At 43.3% G+C, this 21359-nt stretch carries 17 protein-coding genes and 3 tRNA genes; 5 read left to right on the top strand and 15 right to left on the bottom strand.

Going from position 1 to position 21359, the window contains the following annotated elements:
* Positions 1 to 236: 236 nt before the first annotated feature.
* A complete protein-coding gene (uvrB, locus tag QO187_RS05820; RefSeq protein ID WP_102092903.1) occupies positions 237 to 2348 on the bottom strand; it encodes an excinuclease ABC subunit UvrB in 2112 nt (703 codons plus the stop codon).
* Between the two features lie 483 nt (positions 2349 to 2831).
* Between uvrB and dps the strand changes: the two genes are divergently transcribed.
* The gene (dps, locus tag QO187_RS05825) at positions 2832 to 3314 is read left to right on the top strand and encodes a DNA starvation/stationary phase protection protein Dps (protein ID WP_101206410.1); all 483 of its coding nucleotides are present in this window, start codon (positions 2832 to 2834) and stop codon (positions 3312 to 3314) included.
* 156 nt (positions 3315 to 3470) lie between these two features.
* Here dps and QO187_RS05830 read toward each other — a convergent pair whose 3' ends face one another.
* The 4 genes from QO187_RS05830 to QO187_RS05845 form a co-directional block, all read right to left on the bottom strand.
* A complete protein-coding gene (locus QO187_RS05830; RefSeq protein WP_102092904.1) occupies positions 3471 to 4559 on the bottom strand; it encodes a cation diffusion facilitator family transporter in 1089 nt (362 codons plus the stop codon).
* A 198-nt stretch (positions 4560 to 4757) separates the two neighbouring features.
* Complete coding sequence (locus QO187_RS05835; RefSeq protein ID WP_102092905.1) at positions 4758 to 5318, bottom strand: acyl-CoA thioesterase; 561 nt, start codon at positions 5316 to 5318, stop codon at positions 4758 to 4760.
* 151 nt (positions 5319 to 5469) lie between these two features.
* The gene (locus tag QO187_RS05840; RefSeq protein ID WP_057760908.1) at positions 5470 to 5880 is read right to left on the bottom strand and encodes a DUF2177 family protein; all 411 of its coding nucleotides are present in this window, start codon (positions 5878 to 5880) and stop codon (positions 5470 to 5472) included.
* Between the two features lie 39 nt (positions 5881 to 5919).
* A complete protein-coding gene (locus tag QO187_RS05845; RefSeq protein WP_228153151.1) occupies positions 5920 to 6825 on the bottom strand; it encodes a LysR family transcriptional regulator in 906 nt (301 codons plus the stop codon).
* A 105-nt stretch (positions 6826 to 6930) separates the two neighbouring features.
* Between QO187_RS05845 and QO187_RS05850 the strand changes: the two genes are divergently transcribed.
* Positions 6931 to 8103 carry an MFS transporter gene (locus QO187_RS05850; protein ID WP_102092907.1) on the top strand — a complete coding sequence of 391 codons (1173 nt, stop codon included), beginning with the start codon at positions 6931 to 6933 and terminating at the stop codon, positions 8101 to 8103.
* Positions 8104 to 8219: 116 nt separating this feature from the next.
* Here the strand turns inward: QO187_RS05850 and QO187_RS05855 are convergent, their stop codons facing one another.
* From QO187_RS05855 to QO187_RS05870, 4 genes are all read right to left on the bottom strand, one after another.
* The gene (locus QO187_RS05855; protein WP_102092908.1) at positions 8220 to 9674 is read right to left on the bottom strand and encodes a cyclopropane-fatty-acyl-phospholipid synthase family protein; all 1455 of its coding nucleotides are present in this window, start codon (positions 9672 to 9674) and stop codon (positions 8220 to 8222) included.
* Between the two features lie 129 nt (positions 9675 to 9803).
* Positions 9804 to 10844, bottom strand: a complete 1041-nt coding sequence (locus tag QO187_RS05860) for a DUF1365 domain-containing protein (protein WP_102092909.1) — start codon at positions 10842 to 10844, stop codon at positions 9804 to 9806.
* A gap of 83 nt (positions 10845 to 10927) precedes the next feature.
* Entirely contained in the window at positions 10928 to 12676 is a 1749-nt protein-coding gene (locus tag QO187_RS05865; RefSeq protein ID WP_102092910.1) for an NAD(P)/FAD-dependent oxidoreductase, read from the bottom strand.
* A 62-nt stretch (positions 12677 to 12738) separates the two neighbouring features.
* Entirely contained in the window at positions 12739 to 13476 is a 738-nt protein-coding gene (locus QO187_RS05870; protein ID WP_102092911.1) for an SDR family NAD(P)-dependent oxidoreductase, read from the bottom strand.
* Positions 13477 to 14027: 551 nt separating this feature from the next.
* On the opposite strand from QO187_RS05870, the gene QO187_RS05875 reads away from it, so the two are divergent.
* Both QO187_RS05875 and QO187_RS05880 read left to right on the top strand, forming a co-directional pair.
* The gene (locus QO187_RS05875) at positions 14028 to 15230 is read left to right on the top strand and encodes a pyridoxal phosphate-dependent aminotransferase (protein ID WP_057760918.1); all 1203 of its coding nucleotides are present in this window, start codon (positions 14028 to 14030) and stop codon (positions 15228 to 15230) included.
* Positions 15231 to 15486: 256 nt separating this feature from the next.
* Positions 15487 to 15562: transfer RNA gene (locus tag QO187_RS05880), tRNA-Asn, on the top strand.
* 498 nt (positions 15563 to 16060) lie between these two features.
* Here the strand turns inward: QO187_RS05880 and QO187_RS05885 are convergent.
* The 4 genes from QO187_RS05885 to QO187_RS05900 form a co-directional block, all read right to left on the bottom strand.
* A complete protein-coding gene (locus tag QO187_RS05885) occupies positions 16061 to 17368 on the bottom strand; it encodes an arsenic transporter (RefSeq protein ID WP_102092912.1) in 1308 nt (435 codons plus the stop codon).
* A 67-nt stretch (positions 17369 to 17435) separates the two neighbouring features.
* Complete coding sequence (gene arsH, locus QO187_RS05890) at positions 17436 to 18209, bottom strand: arsenical resistance protein ArsH (protein WP_228153152.1); 774 nt, start codon at positions 18207 to 18209, stop codon at positions 17436 to 17438.
* The gene (gene arsC, locus QO187_RS05895) at positions 18196 to 18603 is read right to left on the bottom strand and encodes an arsenate reductase (glutaredoxin) (RefSeq protein WP_057760920.1); all 408 of its coding nucleotides are present in this window, start codon (positions 18601 to 18603) and stop codon (positions 18196 to 18198) included. The genes arsH and arsC overlap by 14 nt, the downstream gene beginning before the upstream one ends.
* 44 nt (positions 18604 to 18647) lie before the next feature.
* The gene (locus QO187_RS05900) at positions 18648 to 19010 is read right to left on the bottom strand and encodes a helix-turn-helix transcriptional regulator (protein WP_102092913.1); all 363 of its coding nucleotides are present in this window, start codon (positions 19008 to 19010) and stop codon (positions 18648 to 18650) included.
* A gap of 356 nt (positions 19011 to 19366) precedes the next feature.
* Here QO187_RS05900 and QO187_RS05905 point away from each other — a divergent pair, with 356 nt between their 5' ends.
* Entirely contained in the window at positions 19367 to 20716 is a 1350-nt protein-coding gene (locus QO187_RS05905; RefSeq protein WP_102092914.1) for a rhodanese-like domain-containing protein, read from the top strand.
* Between the two features lie 363 nt (positions 20717 to 21079).
* On the opposite strand, the gene QO187_RS05910 is transcribed toward QO187_RS05905, so the two are convergent.
* A tRNA-Asp gene (locus QO187_RS05910) sits at positions 21080 to 21156 on the bottom strand.
* 37 nt (positions 21157 to 21193) lie between these two features.
* A tRNA-Val gene (locus tag QO187_RS05915) sits at positions 21194 to 21269 on the bottom strand.
* Positions 21270 to 21359 lie beyond the last annotated feature (90 nt).

A 21359-nucleotide genomic window follows, 5' to 3' on the forward strand; every position in this document is an offset into this window, starting at 1 on the left:
AGCCTAGCCCAAATAGAGCATTACACGTGCTCGGCTTGTTAGCATGTGACTTAAATTTTTGAAATATTATATGGATGGTGAGGTTTATGCGGATATGGTAAGTGGCATCGATTATTATTACAAGGATTCTGTACGTTCCGATATTGAATAAACCACAAAAAAGTGAGGTACTCAAAAAGCACCTCACCTTCGCTATTGTTTAGCCTCTTTTTAGCCTCAGCATTTAACCCAAGCGATCAGATTAAATGTGCTTTTAACTCCAGCACTTTGTCACGTGTTTTTGCTGCTTCTTCAAACTTCAAATCACGCGACATTTGCTGCATTTGCTTCTCTAATCGTTTGATTTCTTTAGCAAGCAGATCAGGACTACGCAAGATATTGATATCGACATCTGGTAAGTTACTCTTAACTGGGATAGCTTGATTGTCATTGGCATCCACGCTTTCACCCGTATCAATCTTGTCCGTAATACTACGACGAGCCCCTTTTGGCGTGATGTTATGCTCAAGGTTAAAGGCAATCTGCTTATCACGGCGGCGATCCGTCTCGTCTATCGCCTTTTGCATACTTGGCGTAATACGATCGGCATAGAGAATGGCTTTACCATTCAAGTGACGGGCGGCACGACCAATGGTTTGAATAAGCGAACGCTCTGAACGTAAGAAACCTTCTTTATCGGCATCAAATATCGCTACCAATGATACCTCAGGCATATCCAAGCCTTCACGTAATAAGTTGATACCGACCAGCACATCATGCACGCCAGTACGGAGCTCATGGATAATCTGCATACGCTCAACAGTATCGATATCCGAATGTAGATAAGCGACCTTTACATCATACTCTTTAAGATAACTGGTCAAATCTTCCGACATACGCTTGGTCAATGTAGTAATCAGTACACGCTCGTCCTTTTCACGGCGTTTGGTAATTTCTGATAGCACATCATCGACTTGCGTCAAGACAGGACGTATCTCAATTTCAGGGTCAATCAGACCCGTCGGACGGACGACCTGCTCAACAACTTGCTCGCTGTGTTCAAGCTCATATAGCGCTGGCGTGGCACTAACATAAATGGTTTTGGGCTTAATGCGCTCCCATTCTTCAAACTTCATCGGGCGGTTATTCATCGCACTGGGTAATCTAAAACCATAATTGACCAAGTTTTCTTTGCGCGATCTATCGCCTTTATACATCGCACCAATCTGCGAAACCGTCACATGTGACTCATCAAGGAACAACAAGGCATCTTCTGGAATATAATCAAACAACGTCGGCGGCGCTTCTCCTGATGGACGGCCAGAGAGATGCTGTGAGTAGTTTTCGATACCGTTACAGTAACCAAGCTGCTGGATCATCTCCAAGTCATACTGAGTACGCTCTTTGAGACGCTGTGCTTCAATCAGTTTGTTGTTGTCACGGAAGTATTCCAAACGCGGCTCTAACTCAGCACGAATCGTATGGCTGGCGGCTTCTAATTTATTACGCGGCGTCACATAGTGCGACTTTGGATAAATGGTAATACGTGGCACGCTGCGCACCGTCTTACCCGTTAAAGGATCAAACCACGTAATCTTTTCGACTTCGTTGTCGAATAAATGCACACGTACGGCTAGCTGCTCAGACTCAGCAGGATAGATATCTAACAGCTCTCCACGCAAGCGATACGTACCACGGCCAAAATCTAGCTCGTTACGTGTGTACTGCATCTCAACCAAACGCTTGATGGTTGCCGTACGGTCGATGTTATCGCCTACGACGACATGCAGTAGCATTTTTAGATAACTTTCTGGATCACCCAAACCATAGATACAAGATACTGAAGCGACGATAATCGCATCACGACGCTCTAACAAGGCACGCGTGGCTGACAGGCGCATCTGATCAATATGATCATTGATAGCGCTGTCTTTTTCGATAAAGGTATCACTAGCAGCGACATACGCTTCTGGCTGATAGTAATCATAATAGCTGACAAAATATTCGACCGCATTATTGGGGAAGAACGATTTGAACTCACCATATAGCTGAGCCGCTAGCGTTTTGTTGTGCGCCATGATAATGGTCGGACGCTGAGTTTCAGCGATGACCTTTGCCATGGTATAGGTCTTACCAGAACCAGTCACACCCAATAGCAACTGCTCGTCCATGTCCGAATTGATACCGTTAACTAGCTTTTTGATGGCTTGCGGCTGGTCGCCTGCTGGCTCAAAGTCAGTAACCATCTCGAAGGCACGGCTTGATATTTGCGTCCCTGACGCATTAACACCACTAATTTCAGCTTCGCCTTGGAGCTGAGTGGCCAATTGATTTAACTGACGCGATGAGCGCGGTTCAGGCATTCGCATAATGGCTTTCTTCTTCTTAAGGTTTATAACAATATGGGGTCTGAGCAGCAGTTTTTAAAGGAGAATAAGGAGTCTTATCCTATAGTCAAAACGCTGTCTGGCTGCCCAAAAATATGAGTGTATAAATGTACGGTTTATCAGAAATTAAAGCTTAATATTAGCGGATAAAACTTACATCGTTATAAAAAACGCACACAGTATTCGATAAATTTACAAAGCTTTTCACGGTTAACAAACTCGTTACACGACCACTCAACAAAGCCTAACACTCAAGGGTTCCAACACTGAGTTAAGCTGCTATTATCGTTCTTGAATTAACAAGTTGATGACTTTTGAGTATTAGTGAGCAGTACTAGTGAATAAATAGCTTTATAGCAATTCGTATCATTAGCTTTAACTTGATTGTCATCGAATAGAAGACCAATAAAAATACATTGAACTTTCATTCAATATAATAATTTTAAATAAATGACGGAGTAAAATATGAGAGAACGTTACGCAAGTGGTATTTCAGACGAAACTGCGAAAAAAATGATTGATTTGCTAAACGCTAACCTAGCAAACGTTATTGATTTAACCTTAGATGGCAAACAGTGTCATTGGAATCTACAAGGCACCGGCTTCATCGGTGTGCATCAATTACTAGATGAGACATCAGATCGTATCCTTGAAGTATCTGATACTATCGCAGAGCGTATTGTAATCCTAGGTGGCCAACCAAACGGTTTGGCAAGTCGAGTAGTGAAAGAGTCTATTCTAGATGACTACCCAACTGACATTACTGAAGTAGATCAGCATGTTCGTGAGCTGACTAGCCGTTATAAAAAAGTTGCAGAGACACTGCGTGAAGCAATTGCTACAGCTGGCGATGCAGGTGATGAAGACACCGCTGACTTATTTACAGAAGCTAGCCGTATCGTTGATAAAGACGCATGGTTCATCGGCGCAAACGCACCAAAGAACTAATAGCGCTCAATTTGACTAGTCACTAAGCACTAGAGTTATAAAAAAGCCGTCATAGTTGACGGCTTTTTTGTGCTTTGGGTTCTGAATTTAGAAAGCGTACTTAAAGACATTCAATAGAACTTCTCTATCGCATACTTAATCTATTAAACCGTTAAATTAAATATTTTCTAAACTTAGCAGCTCAGCGTTAGGTTCTGACAGCGTCAAGATAGCCTCTTGAAAGACTGGGTTACCTCTAAATAGATTTTCAATCTCTTCAAACTTCTGTGCGATATGCTCTTCTTTTTGATTGCCTGCGATATCTACTGCCGCCACCATAAATATCTTTTTTGGTCCGACCCACTCTAAGTGCAGATAGGACACACTATCGATATCTGGATGATTTAGCAACTCGCTCAAAACGTATTCGTGCATACGGTCAGTGACTCTATGCCCGACTAAGAAATCTCGGTTACGGCTAATCAAGAATATGGCGACGACGCCCAATAATAGACCGACAATGATAGACCCTAACGCATCCCAATACGGTTCACCCGTATAAGCGTGCATACCCATAGCGGCAGCGGCAATCACCAAGCCGATGACCGCTGCTAAATCTTCAAAGAATACGCCGCGCAACGTTGGGTTAGACGTATCTACGACATAGCCAAGTGCACTGATATCAAGTGCCTCGCCATGTTTTTTACTCTGTCTGTATGCCTGAACCAATGAGATCCCTTCGAGCACAAACGCCACTGCCAATACGATAAAGCCAATCGTATAATTAGTCTCAGATTCAGTAGCGTTCCATTCCTTAATACCGGTATAGATAGAGACAATCGAGCCTGCCGTAAATACACCGAAAGCCGCAATCATCGACCAAACATAAGACTCTTTGCCGTAGCCTAACGGATGGCTTTTGTCAGCAGGTTTGATGGATTTTTTTTCTGCGACGATGAGCAAAGTACCATTGCCAGCATCCGCCCATGAGTGAGCTGCTTCTGCAATCATAGAGGCTGAGCCTGTCATAAAGGCGGCAACGGTTTTTGCAATTGCAATAACCAGATTAGCCCCGACCGCAATCAACACAGTGATCAGTGAGCCTGAATGCTCATCATTGGTTTCAGGGCTTTGATTGAGGGTATGTTTTAGTTCAGGGTCACTTGGAATTTTAGGATTACCTGCCCCACGCGCGCGAGGTGTTTGCGATTTAGGAGAGGCTGGTAAATGGCGCTGGGGATTAGCAATAGATGGCTTTAGACTCATGCTAGACTCACTAAAATAAGGTATTGATAGTAGAATTTGTCGCCGTAGATAAATGGCTTGAAATATATATCAGCTTAAGATAAGCGCTCTACAATATCAGTGTCTTTTTAGTGAGTCGTTGTATGAATTATTAATTCAATAAAACTGGATAACTCTTGATGATTTCAGATAGCTTTAGATAGCTTTGAATAACTTAGGCTACTTTGCTACCTTTTCATTTTCTTCGTGTTCGTTAAACTGCTTATTAATTTCTTCGAAGTCACAACTAGGACGATGTGAACTTTCCATACGCAGCTTTTTTCGTTCTTTAGCCGCATCAGCTCGACACTGCTGCATCTTATTTTTGATATCGAGTGGCGGTGCGGATGTCGGTTTACCATTGTCATCGATAGCCACCATCGTAAAGTAACAACTGTTGGTATGACGGACGGTACGACCACGTACATCTTCTGCTTCGACGCGTATACCTACTTCCATTGAGGTATTACCAACATAATTGACACTGGCTGCAAAAGTAACCAGCTCGCCCACATATATCGGCTCACGGAACATCACCTGATCGACAGACAGTGTCACCACATAGTTACCACTATAGCGACTGGCACAAGCATAAGCGACCTGATCAAGCATCTTGAGCAAATCCCCACCATGCACATTGCCAATGAAATTCGCCATGTCAGGCGTCATAAGTACTGACATGTATAACTCATGGTTTAAAGGGGCTTTTTTGGCAGTGGAGCTGGTATTGTATTGCGGCATAATATTCCTTAATGGTTTGACACTTATTTATTATGTCTACCATTTATACAGCAGGTCGCCGTATAGCACAAACAGACCTCTGTCATTAGACAGTCTAAATTGTGTAAATTGGCACTATTTAAACAGCGTTATATAGGCCAAGATGTAAGCGCTAGCTCAACCAATGGAAGCGATAAGCAAGCCACGCCACTATGGCGCTAACCGAACCGGTCAAAATACCACCCCATACAAAGTCAACCAACGCCGTATCTAACGTAAAACCTTTATACAGTGCCAAATTGGTAAAGTCGTATGTTCCATAAGCCATCAAGCCAATCAGCCCGCCGAGTAGGAAGATATGACCAACGGATGCACCAGCTTTAATTTGCGGATATAGAACCAAAATACAAAGTGCCAATATATAAAACATATAAAACACGCCAGCCGCCATCATGTTTGGCTCATCAGCCAATAGATGCCCGATACGCGACTCATAAAAGGCGCCTTTCATGGTCGTCAGCCAGACAGCATCGACACCCAAAAAGATAACCACAGCAGCGAGATAAATAAAAACGTAACCCATGATATTACCTCTTATAAAATAAATAAAAACGGATAAAATTTATAGTGTTAGTCTTGGTTGAATAAAGTCTAAAAATGCCAGAATACGCGAAGATACGGCACTGTTTTTGTAATATACCGCCTGTATGGCTTCACGGTTGTTTGGTCTGACTATCGCCTCGGGCAATATTTCAACCAATCTGCCAGATTCCAAGTCTTCACCAATCATAAAATGCGACAGTAAAGCAATCCCTTGGTGATTCAAACATAGCTGACGTAAGGTCTCGCCGCTACTGCCAGTCATATGAAAATTCAGTTTCACTGGAGTTTTTAGTGGCCAACTATTTAGTTTTGATGCATCGTTAAAGCCAATTAATTTATGAGTGCTTAAATCCTCAATATTCAAATCATCAATATGATCCACCTCATTATGCTGATATAAATATTCAGGACTGGCTACTAGCCGCAGCTTACTTTTACCTAATAGACGTGCATGCAGATTCGAGTCTTTTAAATCGCCAATTCTGATAGCCAGATCCGTCTTGTGCTCGAGTAAATCAATAATATTGTCATGTGAGGTAAGGTCGAGAGTGATATGTGGATACTGCGCTACAAAATCACCAACCAAAGGCGTCAGTTGATGAAAGACAAACGGGCTCGCGGCGTCAATCCGTAAATGCCCACTCGGCGCTTGTTTTAACAGCTTAATCGCTTCTTCACCGGTATATAACGTATTTAAACTCTCACGCGCATATCTTATAAAGACATGCCCTTCCTCCGTCAGCTCCAAACGCCGTGTCGTTCTATTTAGCAGCGTACATTGCAGTGTATCTTCGAGTCTGGACACTGCACGAGATACTTTGGCTACTTGCTGATTCAATAAGTTGGCAGCGCCAGTAAAGCTGCCCGTGTCTACTACCGTCAAAAATATCTCTATGTCTTCTGTTTTAGCATGTCCCATCATCATGATTACCTTTACAAAATTGACAAAGGTATTTTGTCATTTGTGCTGTTTTTTGCAAACTATAAGTCCGTCAAACTACGCGCATCATTTAATTATTAGGATGTCGTTATGCCACTCGCTTTATGGGCGCTTACTCTAAGCGCATTTGCAATTGGGACAACCGAATTTGTCATCGTTGGATTGGTACCAACTATTGCCGCAGATCTGGGCGTGAGCTTACCTTCAGCAGGGTTACTCGTCAGCCTATATGCCGTCGGTGTTGCCATCGGTGCCCCTATACTTACCGCACTCACTGGCCGCTGGAACCGCAAAATAGTACTGATGAGCCTAATGGGTCTGTTTGTCATCGGCAACTTATTGGCTTGGCAAGCACCCAGTTATGAAACCTTAATACTTGCCCGTATCTTGACCGGTCTAGCGCATGGGGTGTTTTTCTCTATTGGTTCCATGATTGCTACTAGCCTTGTCAGTAAAGAAAAAGAAGCCAGCGCGATTGCCATTATGTTTACTGGGCTTACCGTAGCGCTCGTCACTGGCGTACCCCTTGGCACATGGATTGGACAGCATTTCGGTTGGCGCGCTACGTTTTTGGTCGTCTCAGTACTGGGTTTAATTGCTTTAATTGGTAGCGCAATATTAGTACCAAAAAACCTAAAAAAATCTATCCCTGCAACGTTCAAAGAGCAATTACAAGTCATTGTAAAACCACAGTTATTACTGGTTTATCTAATGACTATTCTTGGCTATGGCGGTACGTTTACAGCATTTACCTACCTAGCACCTATCTTAGAGCAGCAGACCAAATTTGCGCCATCAGCCATTGGGCTCATCATGCTCGTATATGGCGTGTCCGTTGCGATCGGTAATATCTGGGGCGGCAAACTTGCAGATAAACGTGGCCCTATTAGTGCGCTTAGCATTATATTTAGCGCCTTAAGTGTCATTCTTTTATTATTCACCTTTACTATGCAATCCAAGATCGCTGCTGTACTCACTATTTTGGTATGGGGTGCTTTTGCCTTTGGTAATGTACCGGGTCTACAAATCTACGTGGTCAAACAAGCTGAAAAATATACACCGAACGCTGTCGATGTCGCTTCTGGATTGAACATTGCTGCATTTAATATCGGTATTGCACTGGGCTCAGTCATCGGTGGTAGCGTGGTTGAAAATATGTCACTGCAAGATACAGCTTGGATCGGTGCTGTTATCTCTTTAATGGCATTAGCGGTAACACGCTATTCAGGTCTACTTGATAAGCGTGCCCTGCAAACATCATAGAACCTTTCAATGTAAAACTTTTCAATATACAACCTCTCAACATAAGGGTCTCAAACTGTCTATACAGTATGAGACCATATAAGTGTTATGAAAAAGCCGTATCTATATCACTTAACTTATACTGTCGCTGTGTCTGCCATATCTGCATCATGAAAGGCCGTCTCATCGTTCGAAACCGTTTCGTTTTTTAAGACCGCACTTGGCAAATCGGAAAAATGCAGCGTGTCAATATTGTTAGGCTTCACCGCAGTGACTTGAACCACACCGATCGTGCGCTCCAAGAATCCCCCTTCGCAGTAACAGAAGTAAAACTCCCATAGGCGGATAAAGGCATCGTCATAGCCAAGCGCTTGAATCTCTGCACGCTGCGCCATAAACGCAGCACGCCAATCACGCAGCGTGTACGCATAATCGAAGCCATAATCATGCAATTGTTTGACGACCATATCGGTTTGTTCAGTAAATTGGGTCGTCAGTTCTTGGTTTGAGAGCAGACAACCACCTGGGAAAATATGCGTTTGGATAAAATCAACCGAATCGATATAGTCTTGATAATTTTGATCATTAAAAGTGATGGCCTGCAATACCATAAGACCTGTCGGCTTGAGCAAGCTATTGCACTTGGCAAAGAAAGTCGGTAAGTACTCATGGCCCACCGCTTCAATCATCTCGATACTGACTAGCTTGTCATATTGACCTGTCAGCTCGCGGTAATCTTGTTTGAGCAGTGTGATTTTGTCAGACAGACCTGCTGCATCGACTCGTCGCTTCGCTTCATCATACTGGGCATCAGAGATAGTCGTGGTGGTCACATGGCAGCCGTAATGCTTGGCCGCAAAGATAGCAAAACCGCCCCACCCTGTACCAATTTCGATCACATTATCATCAGCGCTAAGCTGTAAACGTTGGCATATAAGCGATAGTTTGTGCTGCTGAGCATCGCTAAGCGTCACGTCAGGCGTAGGATAGACTGCCGATGAGTACATCATCGTATCGTCCAAAAACCGCTCATACATATCATTGCCCAAATCATAATGCGCTAGGATATTGGATTTGGAGCCAGATTTGTCATTGCTACGTAGCTGATGCTTCGCTTTTTCAAATGCTTTACTAATACCTGCAAAACGATTTTCTAGTTTATTGAGCACTGCTAAGTTACGAGCCGCCAAACGAATCAAACCTGTCAGATCATCCGTATCCCACTCACCATCGATATAACTGTCTGCTAGCGCGATAGAGCCTCCTAAAAGCAGCTGACGATAGACAGCGCTATCATGAATCTGTAACGTCACATGTAGTGAATGGCGACCAACCGCCGAGCTACTAGCGTCATTAGTAGCTACTTTGCCAAAGCTACTTGTCTTAGGTTCCTGCTCGTCAAATGTTTCAATCAGCGTGAGGCTACCAAACTGAACGTGCTGTAACGCACGAAATATAAGCTTTCTAGCTAAGTTATTCATACTATTGCTGACTGGCTGTAGTACAGCACTTTCATTAACTACTTTGCTCACACGAGCAGTTAATTTTTCTAGTTTTGTGACTGGTGCTCGATCGGTCGGTCGTGCTGGCATCGTGTATTTATCCTTGTTTAAATGCTTTATTTTTAGTGGTTCATTTTTAGTATTATATTGACGAGATTTTTGGATTGTTGATATTTAAAAATTGCTGTAACTATAAGACATCTTTTGCGCTCGATACTGCTAGCTGCTTTTCTTCTGTCTACTGTCCTGATGGCTGCTTTTCTGGTGACTGTCGGCCAACTTTTCATCGTAGTTGATATACGGCACTTTTTTTATCGCATAGAGCTTGAACGCGTGCCAATAAATACGTGTTAAAGACGTTATATTCATCAAGGGGTTTTTTCGCAAGCTATGACGAATAGCCTCTTCTGTCATTGGCACCCCTGATATCTTTATACCAGTTTTTAGCACTTCACCGCGCTCATCGCTGATATTGATAGCAATATGCACTTGTAAGCCAGTATTAGGCAGCTCATCCGTTTTAGTACCTTTTACTGTGACCTGCCAGCGGTACAGCTGATCGATAGGGTTAAAAGGTGATACGTGAAAATCCTTGTTATGACAGAACTCAGTGTCTTCTCCTTCTAACAGAAACCCGTAGTAATGACGCTTGTCCCATGGCGTATTAGAGACTTCAGCCAATAGATGAGTGGGCGTTTGCTGCGCATCAAACCCCAAGTAAAAATTGACTGGGCTAAAGTACATGCCCGCATTACGGCAGACAAGCAGTCCCAACATATCGCCTTCAGGCGCGCTACCTGCATGTTTTTCAAATGCTCGGCTTAGACGTTTTTCTAGTGCTTGAATAGACTGCCCATTACTATCAAGTTTTTTAGCATTGCTTAGGCTATTGGTATTCTGTAGGTCAGTATGCTGTAGATAGTCATCAGGACAGAATTGTTGTAGCGCCTTTTTCTTTAGTGAAAATAGAGGCAGACCTTTTGCTAGTAGCTTTTTCGGTAAAACTTTACGTAATGGTAATTTTTCTAAAAACTTACTCTCATCAAATGCTGCCGTACTAATTTCAAGAAGTTCCTGTCCTGCCGCTAGCGCGCTAATATTGACGCCCCAATAGCGATAAGGGTAAACGAATTTATTCACACTAGGTAGCAGCCGACTGTGCCATGTCGTACCCTCAAACAGCTGATGCGGCAATGCATTTGTATCATAAGAAGACTCATGATTTGGCGTAGCATTGGTATCTTGAGCGGACGTGGTCATAAATAGTCTCTTGTGTAACGGCATACTTTTATATGGCGAATCTTTCAAAATACTTAGAATATATAACGACGTTAATCATCATATTATTTGGTTTTACGGCGACCGAATAAGCCACGTTTCTTATATTGGCTCGTATCAGCAGTTGAACTCTGCAAACGATTAGCATACTCAACCAGTTCCTGATTGGTCGTCGCTGTGGTTACTTCGCGCTTATTTAACCTACGTAATTTGGTATCCGCTTTTATAGGTAAGTCTTTATAACGAAACGGCGTATGCGCGCTATCAACGTCAGGTAAATGAGCTGGGTCAACCTCGTCTTTTATATCAATATCAAGACCGAGCGCCTGACAGACACGTAGGCCACTTCGCACGCCATCTTCATGAAAGCCATTAAACCAATAAGCCCCGCAGAAATGTGTGTGCGAACCGTTACCAGAGATACTCGACCATTTGGTCTGCGCATCAATCATCGCAAGATCGAACACTGGATGACTATAATCGATGCTCTTAACTATCTGTTTATCATCGACGCTTTTGTTGTCTACAGCTGGATTTAGGGTGACCAAATAATTGTGTTTTTTGGTCAAACGTTGCAGGATATTCATGTGATAAGTCAGCACTGGCTTTGCAGGTATCTGTGCGTTTCCAGCCGCTTGCTCATCCTTAGTATTGCCTGAAATTGTCTCATCTATTAAGTAATTCCAGCTTGCCCATGCCAGTGACTTCTTAGGTAAAACACTGGTATCGGTGTGCAGTACAGCCGTGTTTCTGGTAAAGCGAAAATGACCTAATACTTCAGATTCATCGGTGCTCGCATCCTTTAAAATCTTTAGTGCGGTATCTGCATGACAAGCAAATATAACTTCGTCGAATACAAGATTTTCGCTACGGTTGTTAGCATTACCTTTATCCTGCACTGTCAAAGCATTCTGTACCGTCAAAGTTACTTGATCGCCATCACGAACCACCGACTGTACTGGGCTGTTGACCCGTATCTTGCCACCCGCTTTGATAAAGCGCGGAATCAGTTTATTGACGTATTGCTTTGAGCCGCCTTTTATCGTAAACCACTGCGGACGATTGACCACATCGAGCAAACCGTGGTTGTCAAAGAATTGTGCAAAAAACACCAGTGGAAATTCTTGTACTTCATCTAGGCTGGTTGACCATATAGCCGAGACCATTGGTAGTAGATAATTATCGGTAAATAGCTGACCGTATTTCTTTTGTGCTAAGTAACCGCCGAGCGTTTGCTCTGTAAAGCTACTGACATCTTGTCCTTGGGAGCGCGCACTATCGTAATCTTGACGTAGCTGTTTGATATGCTTGTTAAACTGCAGAATATCTTTCATAAATTGCCAGAACTTCGGATTGAGTACGTTTTTGCGTTGCGATAATAAAGTGTTGAGCGTATGACCATTGTATTCAAAATGACGTGCAGTATTTTTGACAGAAAAGCTCATATCCGTTGCCTGAAAAGGCACCTGCAATTCATGGAGCAAACGAAAGAAGTTCGGGTATGTGCGCTCATTAAAGACAATAAACCCTGTATCTATCGCACTACTCTCTACATTGCTACTCTTTGCTTTTTTACCGTCTTGTAGTGCCACATCAATCGTATTTACATGCCCGCCGATATAATCATTGGCTTCAAACACCGTCACATCATGTTGCGTACCTAGATAATGGGCGCATGTCAGTCCTGATATACCTGAGCCGATGATAGCGATACGTTTTGGGGTAGTCTGATGGTCAGAATCTGTTGCAACCTTAGTAGCATTTTTTTGGTTACCTGCACGCTTGAAACGAGTAAAAGGCATAGTAAAAGGCATAAAAGCATTCCCTTCTGTGTTTTTCTGTCGATATGTTGGCTAAGAGTTCTATTGATAGTAGATTACTTTTTATTAAGTTTTTCACTAACTTGCTGCCAGACCAAATCAGGCAACGTACCCAATGCTTTTAAAGGCATGGTTAGTTTTTTCGGAAATTCAATCACCTCATGCCCGCTTTCGATACCATCGCGTATGGCGTGACTGGCCTGCGCTGGCGTTTGAATAAATGGCATCGGAAAGTCATTCTGTTTGGTCATCGGTGTCTCAACAAAGCCAGGTACGACTAAGCTAACTGACACATCATGCGGAGCAAGGCTAATCTGTAGGGTCTTCATCAAATAATGGATAGCAGCTTTTGAGCTACCATAGGCCTCAGCGCGCGCAAAAGGCACATAAGCAGACGCTGAACCGATACCGACCAAGCGACCTTTTGAAGCGATTAGCTTTGGCAGCACTCCTTCGATCGCATGCGATAAGGTACCCATATTGACTGACATCACTTTCATAAAGACACTGCTATCAAAGTTCGGCATATCTAAGTACTCGCACATGCCAGCACCGCAAATCGCTAGATCGACATTGTCGATTTTTTCAAAAGCTTCGATGACCTTTTCTCGATCCATGAGGTCTAAATCAATCGTTTCTGCGCCTAACGCTTTAAGCTCAGCCAACGCTTCGTCGTCACGGCCAACTGCATATACATGATGATCTGCTAGCAGATAGTCTTTTGCCAACTGCTTACCAATGCCTGACGTCGCCCCAGTAACGAGAATATGTAATTTTTCAGTAGAATCTGTCATCGTAAATATCCTTTTTGAGTATTCTTATCTTTTTAAGTATTTTCATAATATGAAATTAATGCTCTTAAACTGATTGCTCAATGAAAATTTAGATTTTTGATAACAGCTAGCTATTATCATTATTCTTGGCAGATATCATTGGTCGCATTTCATTAAGCTATAAGCCATTTTATTTAACAAATCTAAATAGTTATAGTGGTCGGCTACAGGTTTATTGTTGTGTCTTCGCAATCATATGGGCTTAAGCTTAAGCTCAGCGTGTTGTTCGTCATTTTCACAAGGATACTGCTATCACAAGCAACGACACAATATTCTGTTACTAGCGTCGTAAGACAGCTCAATATCAGCATGCTACAATGCAAAAATTAGCAATCGCGTCGTTTGCCGAAGCATCATCACCATTATCTATAATCGAATGACCGCCATATCACGGTAAAATGACGCTATCTTTTCTTAAACTATCTGACATCTTGTCCTGATAGCAATGAAAACGTTATATAATTAATATCAGATTTTCACCAACCCCACCCTCATATAAAAAAGGATCTCTCATGAGCGAGTTGCAACTGTCTGACCGCGTCAACAACATCCAACCATCACCTACGCTAGCGATTACCAATAAAGCCAAAGAGCTAAAAGCAGCTGGTAAAGATATTATCGGTTTGGGCGCTGGTGAACCTGATTTTGATACTCCTGAACACATCAAAAAAGCAGCGATCGATGCAATCAATGATGGCTTTACTAAATATACAGCTGTCGATGGTACGCCAGAGCTAAAAACAGCCATCATCGAGAAATTCAAGCGCGACAACGACATCAGCTATGAGCCAAACGAAATCCTAGTATCGGTCGGTGGTAAGCAGTCGTTTTTTAACCTTGCCCAAGCATTTATCAATCCTGGCGACGAAGTCATCATCCCAGCACCATACTGGGTCAGCTATCCTGACATGGTTATCATCGCGGAAGGCGTGCCAGTCATCGTTAAATGTCCAGCTGAGCAAGACTTCAAAATCACCCCTGAGCAGCTAGAAGAGGCTATTACTGACAAGACTAAATTGTTGGTATTAAACAGCCCATCTAACCCAACGGGTATGATTTATACGTTAGATGAGCTAAAAGCCATCGCTGAAGTATTGAAGAAGCATCCACAAGTTTATGTAGCTTCAGACGATATGTACGAGCACATTCGCTGGACAGGCGATAAGTTCTACAATATTTTAAATGCGGCACCTGAGCTAAAAGATCGCGCCATCATCTTGAACGGTGTGTCTAAAGCGTATGCGATGACTGGCTGGCGTATCGGCTATGCGGGTGGCCCTGCTAAGCTAATTGGCGCCATGAAAAAGGTGCAGTCACAATCTACCTCTTGCCCAACGTCAATCAGCCAAGTGGCTGCCGAAGTTGCTATCAGTGGTGATCAGAGCGTACTAGAGCCGATGGTAGCCGCTTTTGAGAAACGCTGTGACCTAGTCGTAGATGGTCTAAATGCTATTAAAGGCATTACTTGCTTGCGTCCTGATGGCGCATTCTATGTATACCCAAATATCGTACCGCTCATCAAAGCGGCTGGCCTGTCATCATGTACTGAATTCTCAGCATGGTTATTGGACAAAGTAGGCGTAGCAGTCGTACCTGGTGATGCGTTCGGTCTTGGCGGCTATATGCGTATCTCGTACGCTACTGATGAGGCAACATTGAAAGATGCCCTATCGCGTATCGAAAAAGCAGTGGCTGACTTAGACGTTGCTGAATAAATCGTAAAAAGCAACGAGTCTTACCGCTGTTCATAAAAAAGACGCCATATACATTCTATAGGGCGTCTTTTTTTGCGAGAGTCTTAGACATAATTAGGAAAAACACGCTATCTCATCATTAAAATGACAATTTTTACTAATTATGCAAAAAAAGGCTTGACGTATTTTTTAACTTTGCTAGAATACGCCCCACTTAGCAAGAACTCGTTAGAGACTTCTAAGGCTCGTTGTAAGCGATTAAACACTTACAGCCTATTCTCCAATAGCTCAGTTGGTAGAGCAACGGACTGTTAATCCGTGTGTCCCTGGTTCGAGCCCAGGTTGGAGAGCCACATTTTAGTAGTAATTTTCTTGAGTCAACTTTGATTCAATTATGGCATTTGCCAAAACCCTCATCAATTTGATGAGGGTTTTTTTATGCGTATCATTTAGGGTCTGTTGAACATTCAAATGTGGTACTGGCAGTGACTATTTTTTAGACAATACGCAGTGAAATTTTTGACGCCTAGTCGTTCTAGGTTAGACAATTTCGCCATATATTGGCAAAAAACAGCCCTGTCCTGAAAGGCTGATGCTAAAATCACCTCAAACGTTGTTGCAAGCCTAGTTAAGGTCTCGACATTATCGTCGGTTTACGCCTAGTTTGATGCGATTTTCGCCATCAGCAGTCCTAATATTTGAATGTTCAACAGACCCTAATATTGTTTATCTATTTTGCCGCTTTGATAAACGCTAATAACTACTTTGTTTCATACTTGATAGTGACCATGTTATTTAAAAATGAATATCATTGTCACGATAGGATATTACTGTAGTAAGTTTTTCATCAGTTAACTTGGCAACAGTGGCAACCAGAACACCAAGGCTAACAAGGTCACTAACAACACTGGCGGTGTAATCACTAATCCAATCTTAATATACTGTCCCCAACTGATTTTGTAATCCTTCTCTGCCAACACATGTAACCATAGCAAAGTAGCCAGACTACCAATCGGCGTAAACTTAGGGCCCAAATCATTACCGATGACATTGGCATAAATCATTAGCTCTCGCGTTGCGGCAGGCACTTGTGCTTGATCAATCGCAAGCGCGCCGACTAAGGTTGCTGGCATATTATTCATAACAGAAGCAACTATAGCGGACAAGAACCCAGTTCCAACCGTAGCAATGACTGCACCTTGTTGTCCTAACCAGTTGAGTACTTGTGCACCATAGGCCGTAAGCCCTGCATTACCCAGACCATATACCACCAGATACATACCGATCGAAAACAGGACGATTTGCCAAGGCGCTTTACGTACTACGTCACTCACAGAGACCACTGCACCACGCCCGCCTTGCCATATACGACCAGCGATTGCCATTAGTGCAACAGCAGCGATGCCCGTGACCAGTGAAATAGGTAGCCCCAACGGCTCTGTTGCAAAGTAGGCGACCAGTAGCAAGCCTAATAGTGGAAAAGCAGCTCGGAATACCAATGGATCGGTAATAGCAGACTCTGGTGCGCTGAGTTCGCTAGTCGAGTAAGTTTTTGGAATATGACGTGCATATACAACCCACAACACCAGTAGCGTCGCTAATACAGACACTATATTGACCGGTACCATCACCGCCGCATAACGACCAAAGCCTATGTCAAAATAATTGGCACTGACGATATTGACTAAATTTGAGGTGACCAATGGTAGGCTTGCCGTATCAGCAATAAAGCCCGTCGCTATAATAAATGCCAGAGCTGATGGTGGCGAAAATTTCAGACGTAGCAAGATAGCGATGACAATCGGGGTCAGTAGTAGCGCAGCACCATCATTGGCAAAAAAGGCAGAAATAAAAGCGCCGAGCACGACAATCATCGGAAACAATAAGCGCCCTTGCCCATTACCAAGGCGTGCCACATGTAATGCAGCCCAGCCGAAAAACCCTGCTCGATCTAAGATAAGCGAGATGATAATCAGCGCCACAAAAGTAAAGGTCGCATCCCAGACAATATCCCAGACGATACCCACATCTGATAACTGCACGACGCCAAGCGCTAACGCGACCAAGGCACCACCCATGGCGCTCCAGCCGATGCCCAATCCTTTAGGTTGCCATATAACGAATACTAAAGTGACCACAAAAATAGCAAATGCAAGCATTGTACAACCTTACTTAAACTGATTTTATTCAGCCGATTTAATATAGGGAATTAGATCGATTAGGGGGTTAGATCGATTTTTGATTGACGCGGCTCGATAGTTCTTCAGCACTCTCAACGCGTTCTGAATAGCGATCAGTAAGATAATCTGAACGTCCGCGTGTAAGCCAAGTAAACTTCACTAACTCCTCACAGACATCGACAAGACGCAGATATAACGGAGACATATCCATGCGATTGTCGTCGTTGAACTCCAAAAATGCTTTGGGTATCGAAGATTGGTTGGGGATAGTAATCATCCGCATCCAGCGCCCAAGAATACGCATTTGATTAACTGTATTGAAGCTCTGACTGCCGCCGCTGACTTGCATTAGCGCTAGTGTCTTACCTTGAGTTGGACGCACGCCACCTAGTGACAGCGGTATCCAGTCGATTTGCGCTTTCATGATACTGGTAATACTGCCGTGACGCTCTGGACTCACCCACAGCATGCCTTCTGACCACTGCGCCAGCTCCCGCAATTCTTGCACTTTGGGATGGTCTGAGTCTACATCGTCAGGCAACGGCAAGCCGGATGGATCAAACATTTTTACTTCACAACCGTACCAACGTAGCAACCGGCTTGACTCTTCAGCGGCCAATCTAGAAAACGAGCGTGCACGGACAGAACCGTATAGCACTAATATTTTCGGCGGATGACGTGAGTCATTCGGTGCAACCAAAGACTCAATATCGATAGGCTGAAGATTATCTATATCAATATTGGGCAAATCGTCTAAGCTAAATTCTGGCGAAACAGTAGGATCAACGGCTAATGTTTGGTCAACCTCAGTGTTTGTCATGAGTAACAACCTCGCCGTCTTCTTTTGTGAAACTACTTACTGGATTGGCTAGTAATTCAAACACACGCTCTGACGGACGGCATAGAGCAGCGCCTTTATCAGTCACTACGATAGGACGGTTGATTAAAATAGGATGCGCTATCATGGCATCGATAATTTGATCGTCAGACAACTCAGGATTATCCAGACCAAGCTCATCATTAATAGCTTCTTTGCTTCTTAATAGCTCTCTAGGCGAAATCTGCATTTGTGCCAATAGCTCAACTAAGCGGTCGCGCGTTGGTGTATTTTTCAGATATTCCACCACTTCTGGCTCTTCACCTGATGCTTTAATAATAGCAAGCGTGTTACGAGATGTACCGCATTTAGGATTATGAAAAATTAATGGCTTCATAGTTTTTACACCTATTTTATGTATTTATTGAATTGATAATTGGTTTAATCATTACTTTGCTCAGCAGACTCATTTACTCTGCAGCCACTCAAACTATCCATGAGTGACGCACATAATTCTGGATGTCCCGCACAGCAATCTTGCAGCAGAAACTGGATGACGTTATCCATATGTGATAGCGAAGCACGATAGATAATCTGTCGGCTATGACGCTGTGAGACCACCCACCCTGCTCGTGCCAACACCGATAAGTGGGTTGACATTGTGTTATGAGGAACAGAGAGCTGACGGGCTATTTCGCCCGCAGGTAGGCCTTCAGGCTCATGGCTGACTAGCAGCTTAAAAGCCTTTAAACGAGTATCTTGAGAGAGCGCAGCAAAGCTTGCGATAGCATTAGTTATTTCCATATGTCCAATAATACAGACATATTAAAATAATTCAATGTTTTACAGATATTTTTATTCTAAAAGAGATATCTCTGTGTAATTAACCTATATATATCAACAAGTAAAAGCAATTAACTAAATAGTGGAAATAATGATCACCTCACCTTTTCAACCTAAAACTCTCTACGTTTGGCCTTATGTAAATAACAAGTTTAATATATGTTATTGTATATTGATGACACTTATAAGTTCATGCTAGATTGAATAAGAGTTTATGCAACAGTAAAACTAAATTTGGCTGGTAGCTCTCGCTCTGTACTGCCAATAAACCTGATTAAAATAACTATTATGATTAAAACAACAATAAGGAAATGACCATGCTACTAGAGAAAATTAAGACCCCTGGACTTTCGCACTTATCCTACTTGGTAGGCTCTGGCGGTCAAGCAGCGGTAATTGATCCACGTCGTGACTGTGCGATATATGTAGAAAAAGCGCGTGCAGCAGGACTTGAGATTACTCATATTTTTGAGACACATCGTAATGAGGATTTGGTTTCTGGAGCACCTATGTTGGCCGCAATGACAGGGGCAACAGTTTTGCATGGACCTAATCCAGAACAACCTGTTGTCTACGCTGAGACAGTACGTAATGGAGACTGCTTTTCAATTGGCCAATTAGAAATCCGTGTCTTAGAAACGCCTGGCCATACTGATGATCATATTGCTTATGCGCTGTTTGACACGGCGTACCCAGATAGGGCTGTTGGCGTTTTTACTGGGGATGCGCTCTTTGTAGGTGATGTCGGTCGTACTGACTTCTATCCTGAGCGTCGTAGAGAAGTTGCAGGTTTACTTTATGACTCTTTACAAGACATTTTAGCGCTCGGTGATCAGGCGATTATTTATCCAGCTCATGGTGCAGGATCAGTCTGTGGTTCAGGCATGGCGGAACGTGAGTTTTCTACCGTCGGTCACGAAAGAATCAACAACCCACGTTTACAGATTACCGATCGTGAGACGTTTATTGACCTCAAGACTAGCGAAAACCATTATCAGCCGCCTTATTTCAGATTGATGGAGCACCTTAATATGGAAGGTGGTGAAGCGCCTCCAGTGGTTATGCGTCCGCGTAACCTTTCCCTCAAACAGCTAAATGACTGCGATGCTGATCATCTCATCGATATTCGTGAACCAATGGCGTATGCGTCAGGACACCTGCCCGGTTCTATGAGCTTACCTGTCAATATGCTACCTGCGTTTGCTGGATGGTTTATCGAGGAAGGACAAAGCTTGGCACTGGTAGCCTCTAATGAAGAACAACTGGCGACTGCGATGGAGCATCTGGTACGTATTGCTTTTGATAATGTCATAGGTGGTTATGTGGGTGTCGTCCCTGCCGCTGCTAAAGGCGAGAAGATGCAGCAAACCCCTATGATCGATACAACCGAGGTAGAGAGTCGCCTTAATAATGCTCAGAACTGGACATTGCTCGATGTACGCGATATCGATGAGAGGAATACCAATGCGATTGAAGGCTCACAGCATATCTATGTCGGTCACCTGAACGAGCGTTGGCGTGAGCTTAATCCAAGTCGGCACTATACATTGATGTGTGCCAGTGGGGCTCGGGCAACGATAGCAGCAGGGTGGCTTGCTAGTCGAGGTTTTGACCACATTGATATCTATCTAGGGTCAATGGGTGCGTGGCAAGCAATGCTTGAGTAACTCTTTACCCTTAACTAAAATCCACAATGAGCTAAACGCATTATAAATTCCAGATAATGCGTTTAGCTCATTTAAAATGCTGTATCAAAGATAAATACGATGACAACCCTACTCTTATTCAATATAAGACTGATATAAAAGAAGGGTCGTCGTTTTAGCTGACTTCTAAGTGATATGACTTAAGTAAATATAAGTCATAGTACTAGGTTCTAATTCTAGATTCTGACTCTTACTGTATTTCTTTATCTGACTTATCACTCATAAAACATAGATACATAAAAAACAGACACAAAAAAACCTCAAACAATCTAATGCTTGAGGCGAAACTTGCTTAAACTCGTAAGTTTAAATTCGTTTTAAATATGGCGCAGCGGACGGGACTCGAACCCGCGACCCCCGGCGTGACAGGCCGGTATTCTAACCAACTGAACTACCGCTGCTTAGGTCTCTTAGCTTGTTTAGCCACTTGCTAAGAAGTGGTGGGTGATGACGGATTCGAACCGCCGACATTCTGCGTGTAAGGCAGACGCTCTACCAACTGAGCTAATCACCCTTCGAACAATTGCTAGGCAATTTATTCAACATCAACTGAGCTCTTAAGTTTGTCACTAAGCTCCGTTGCTGTGGGTGTGTATTATATAGA

This window comes from Psychrobacter sp. Arc9 (assembly GCF_041431295.1).
Taxonomy (GTDB): domain Bacteria; phylum Pseudomonadota; class Gammaproteobacteria; order Pseudomonadales; family Moraxellaceae; genus Psychrobacter.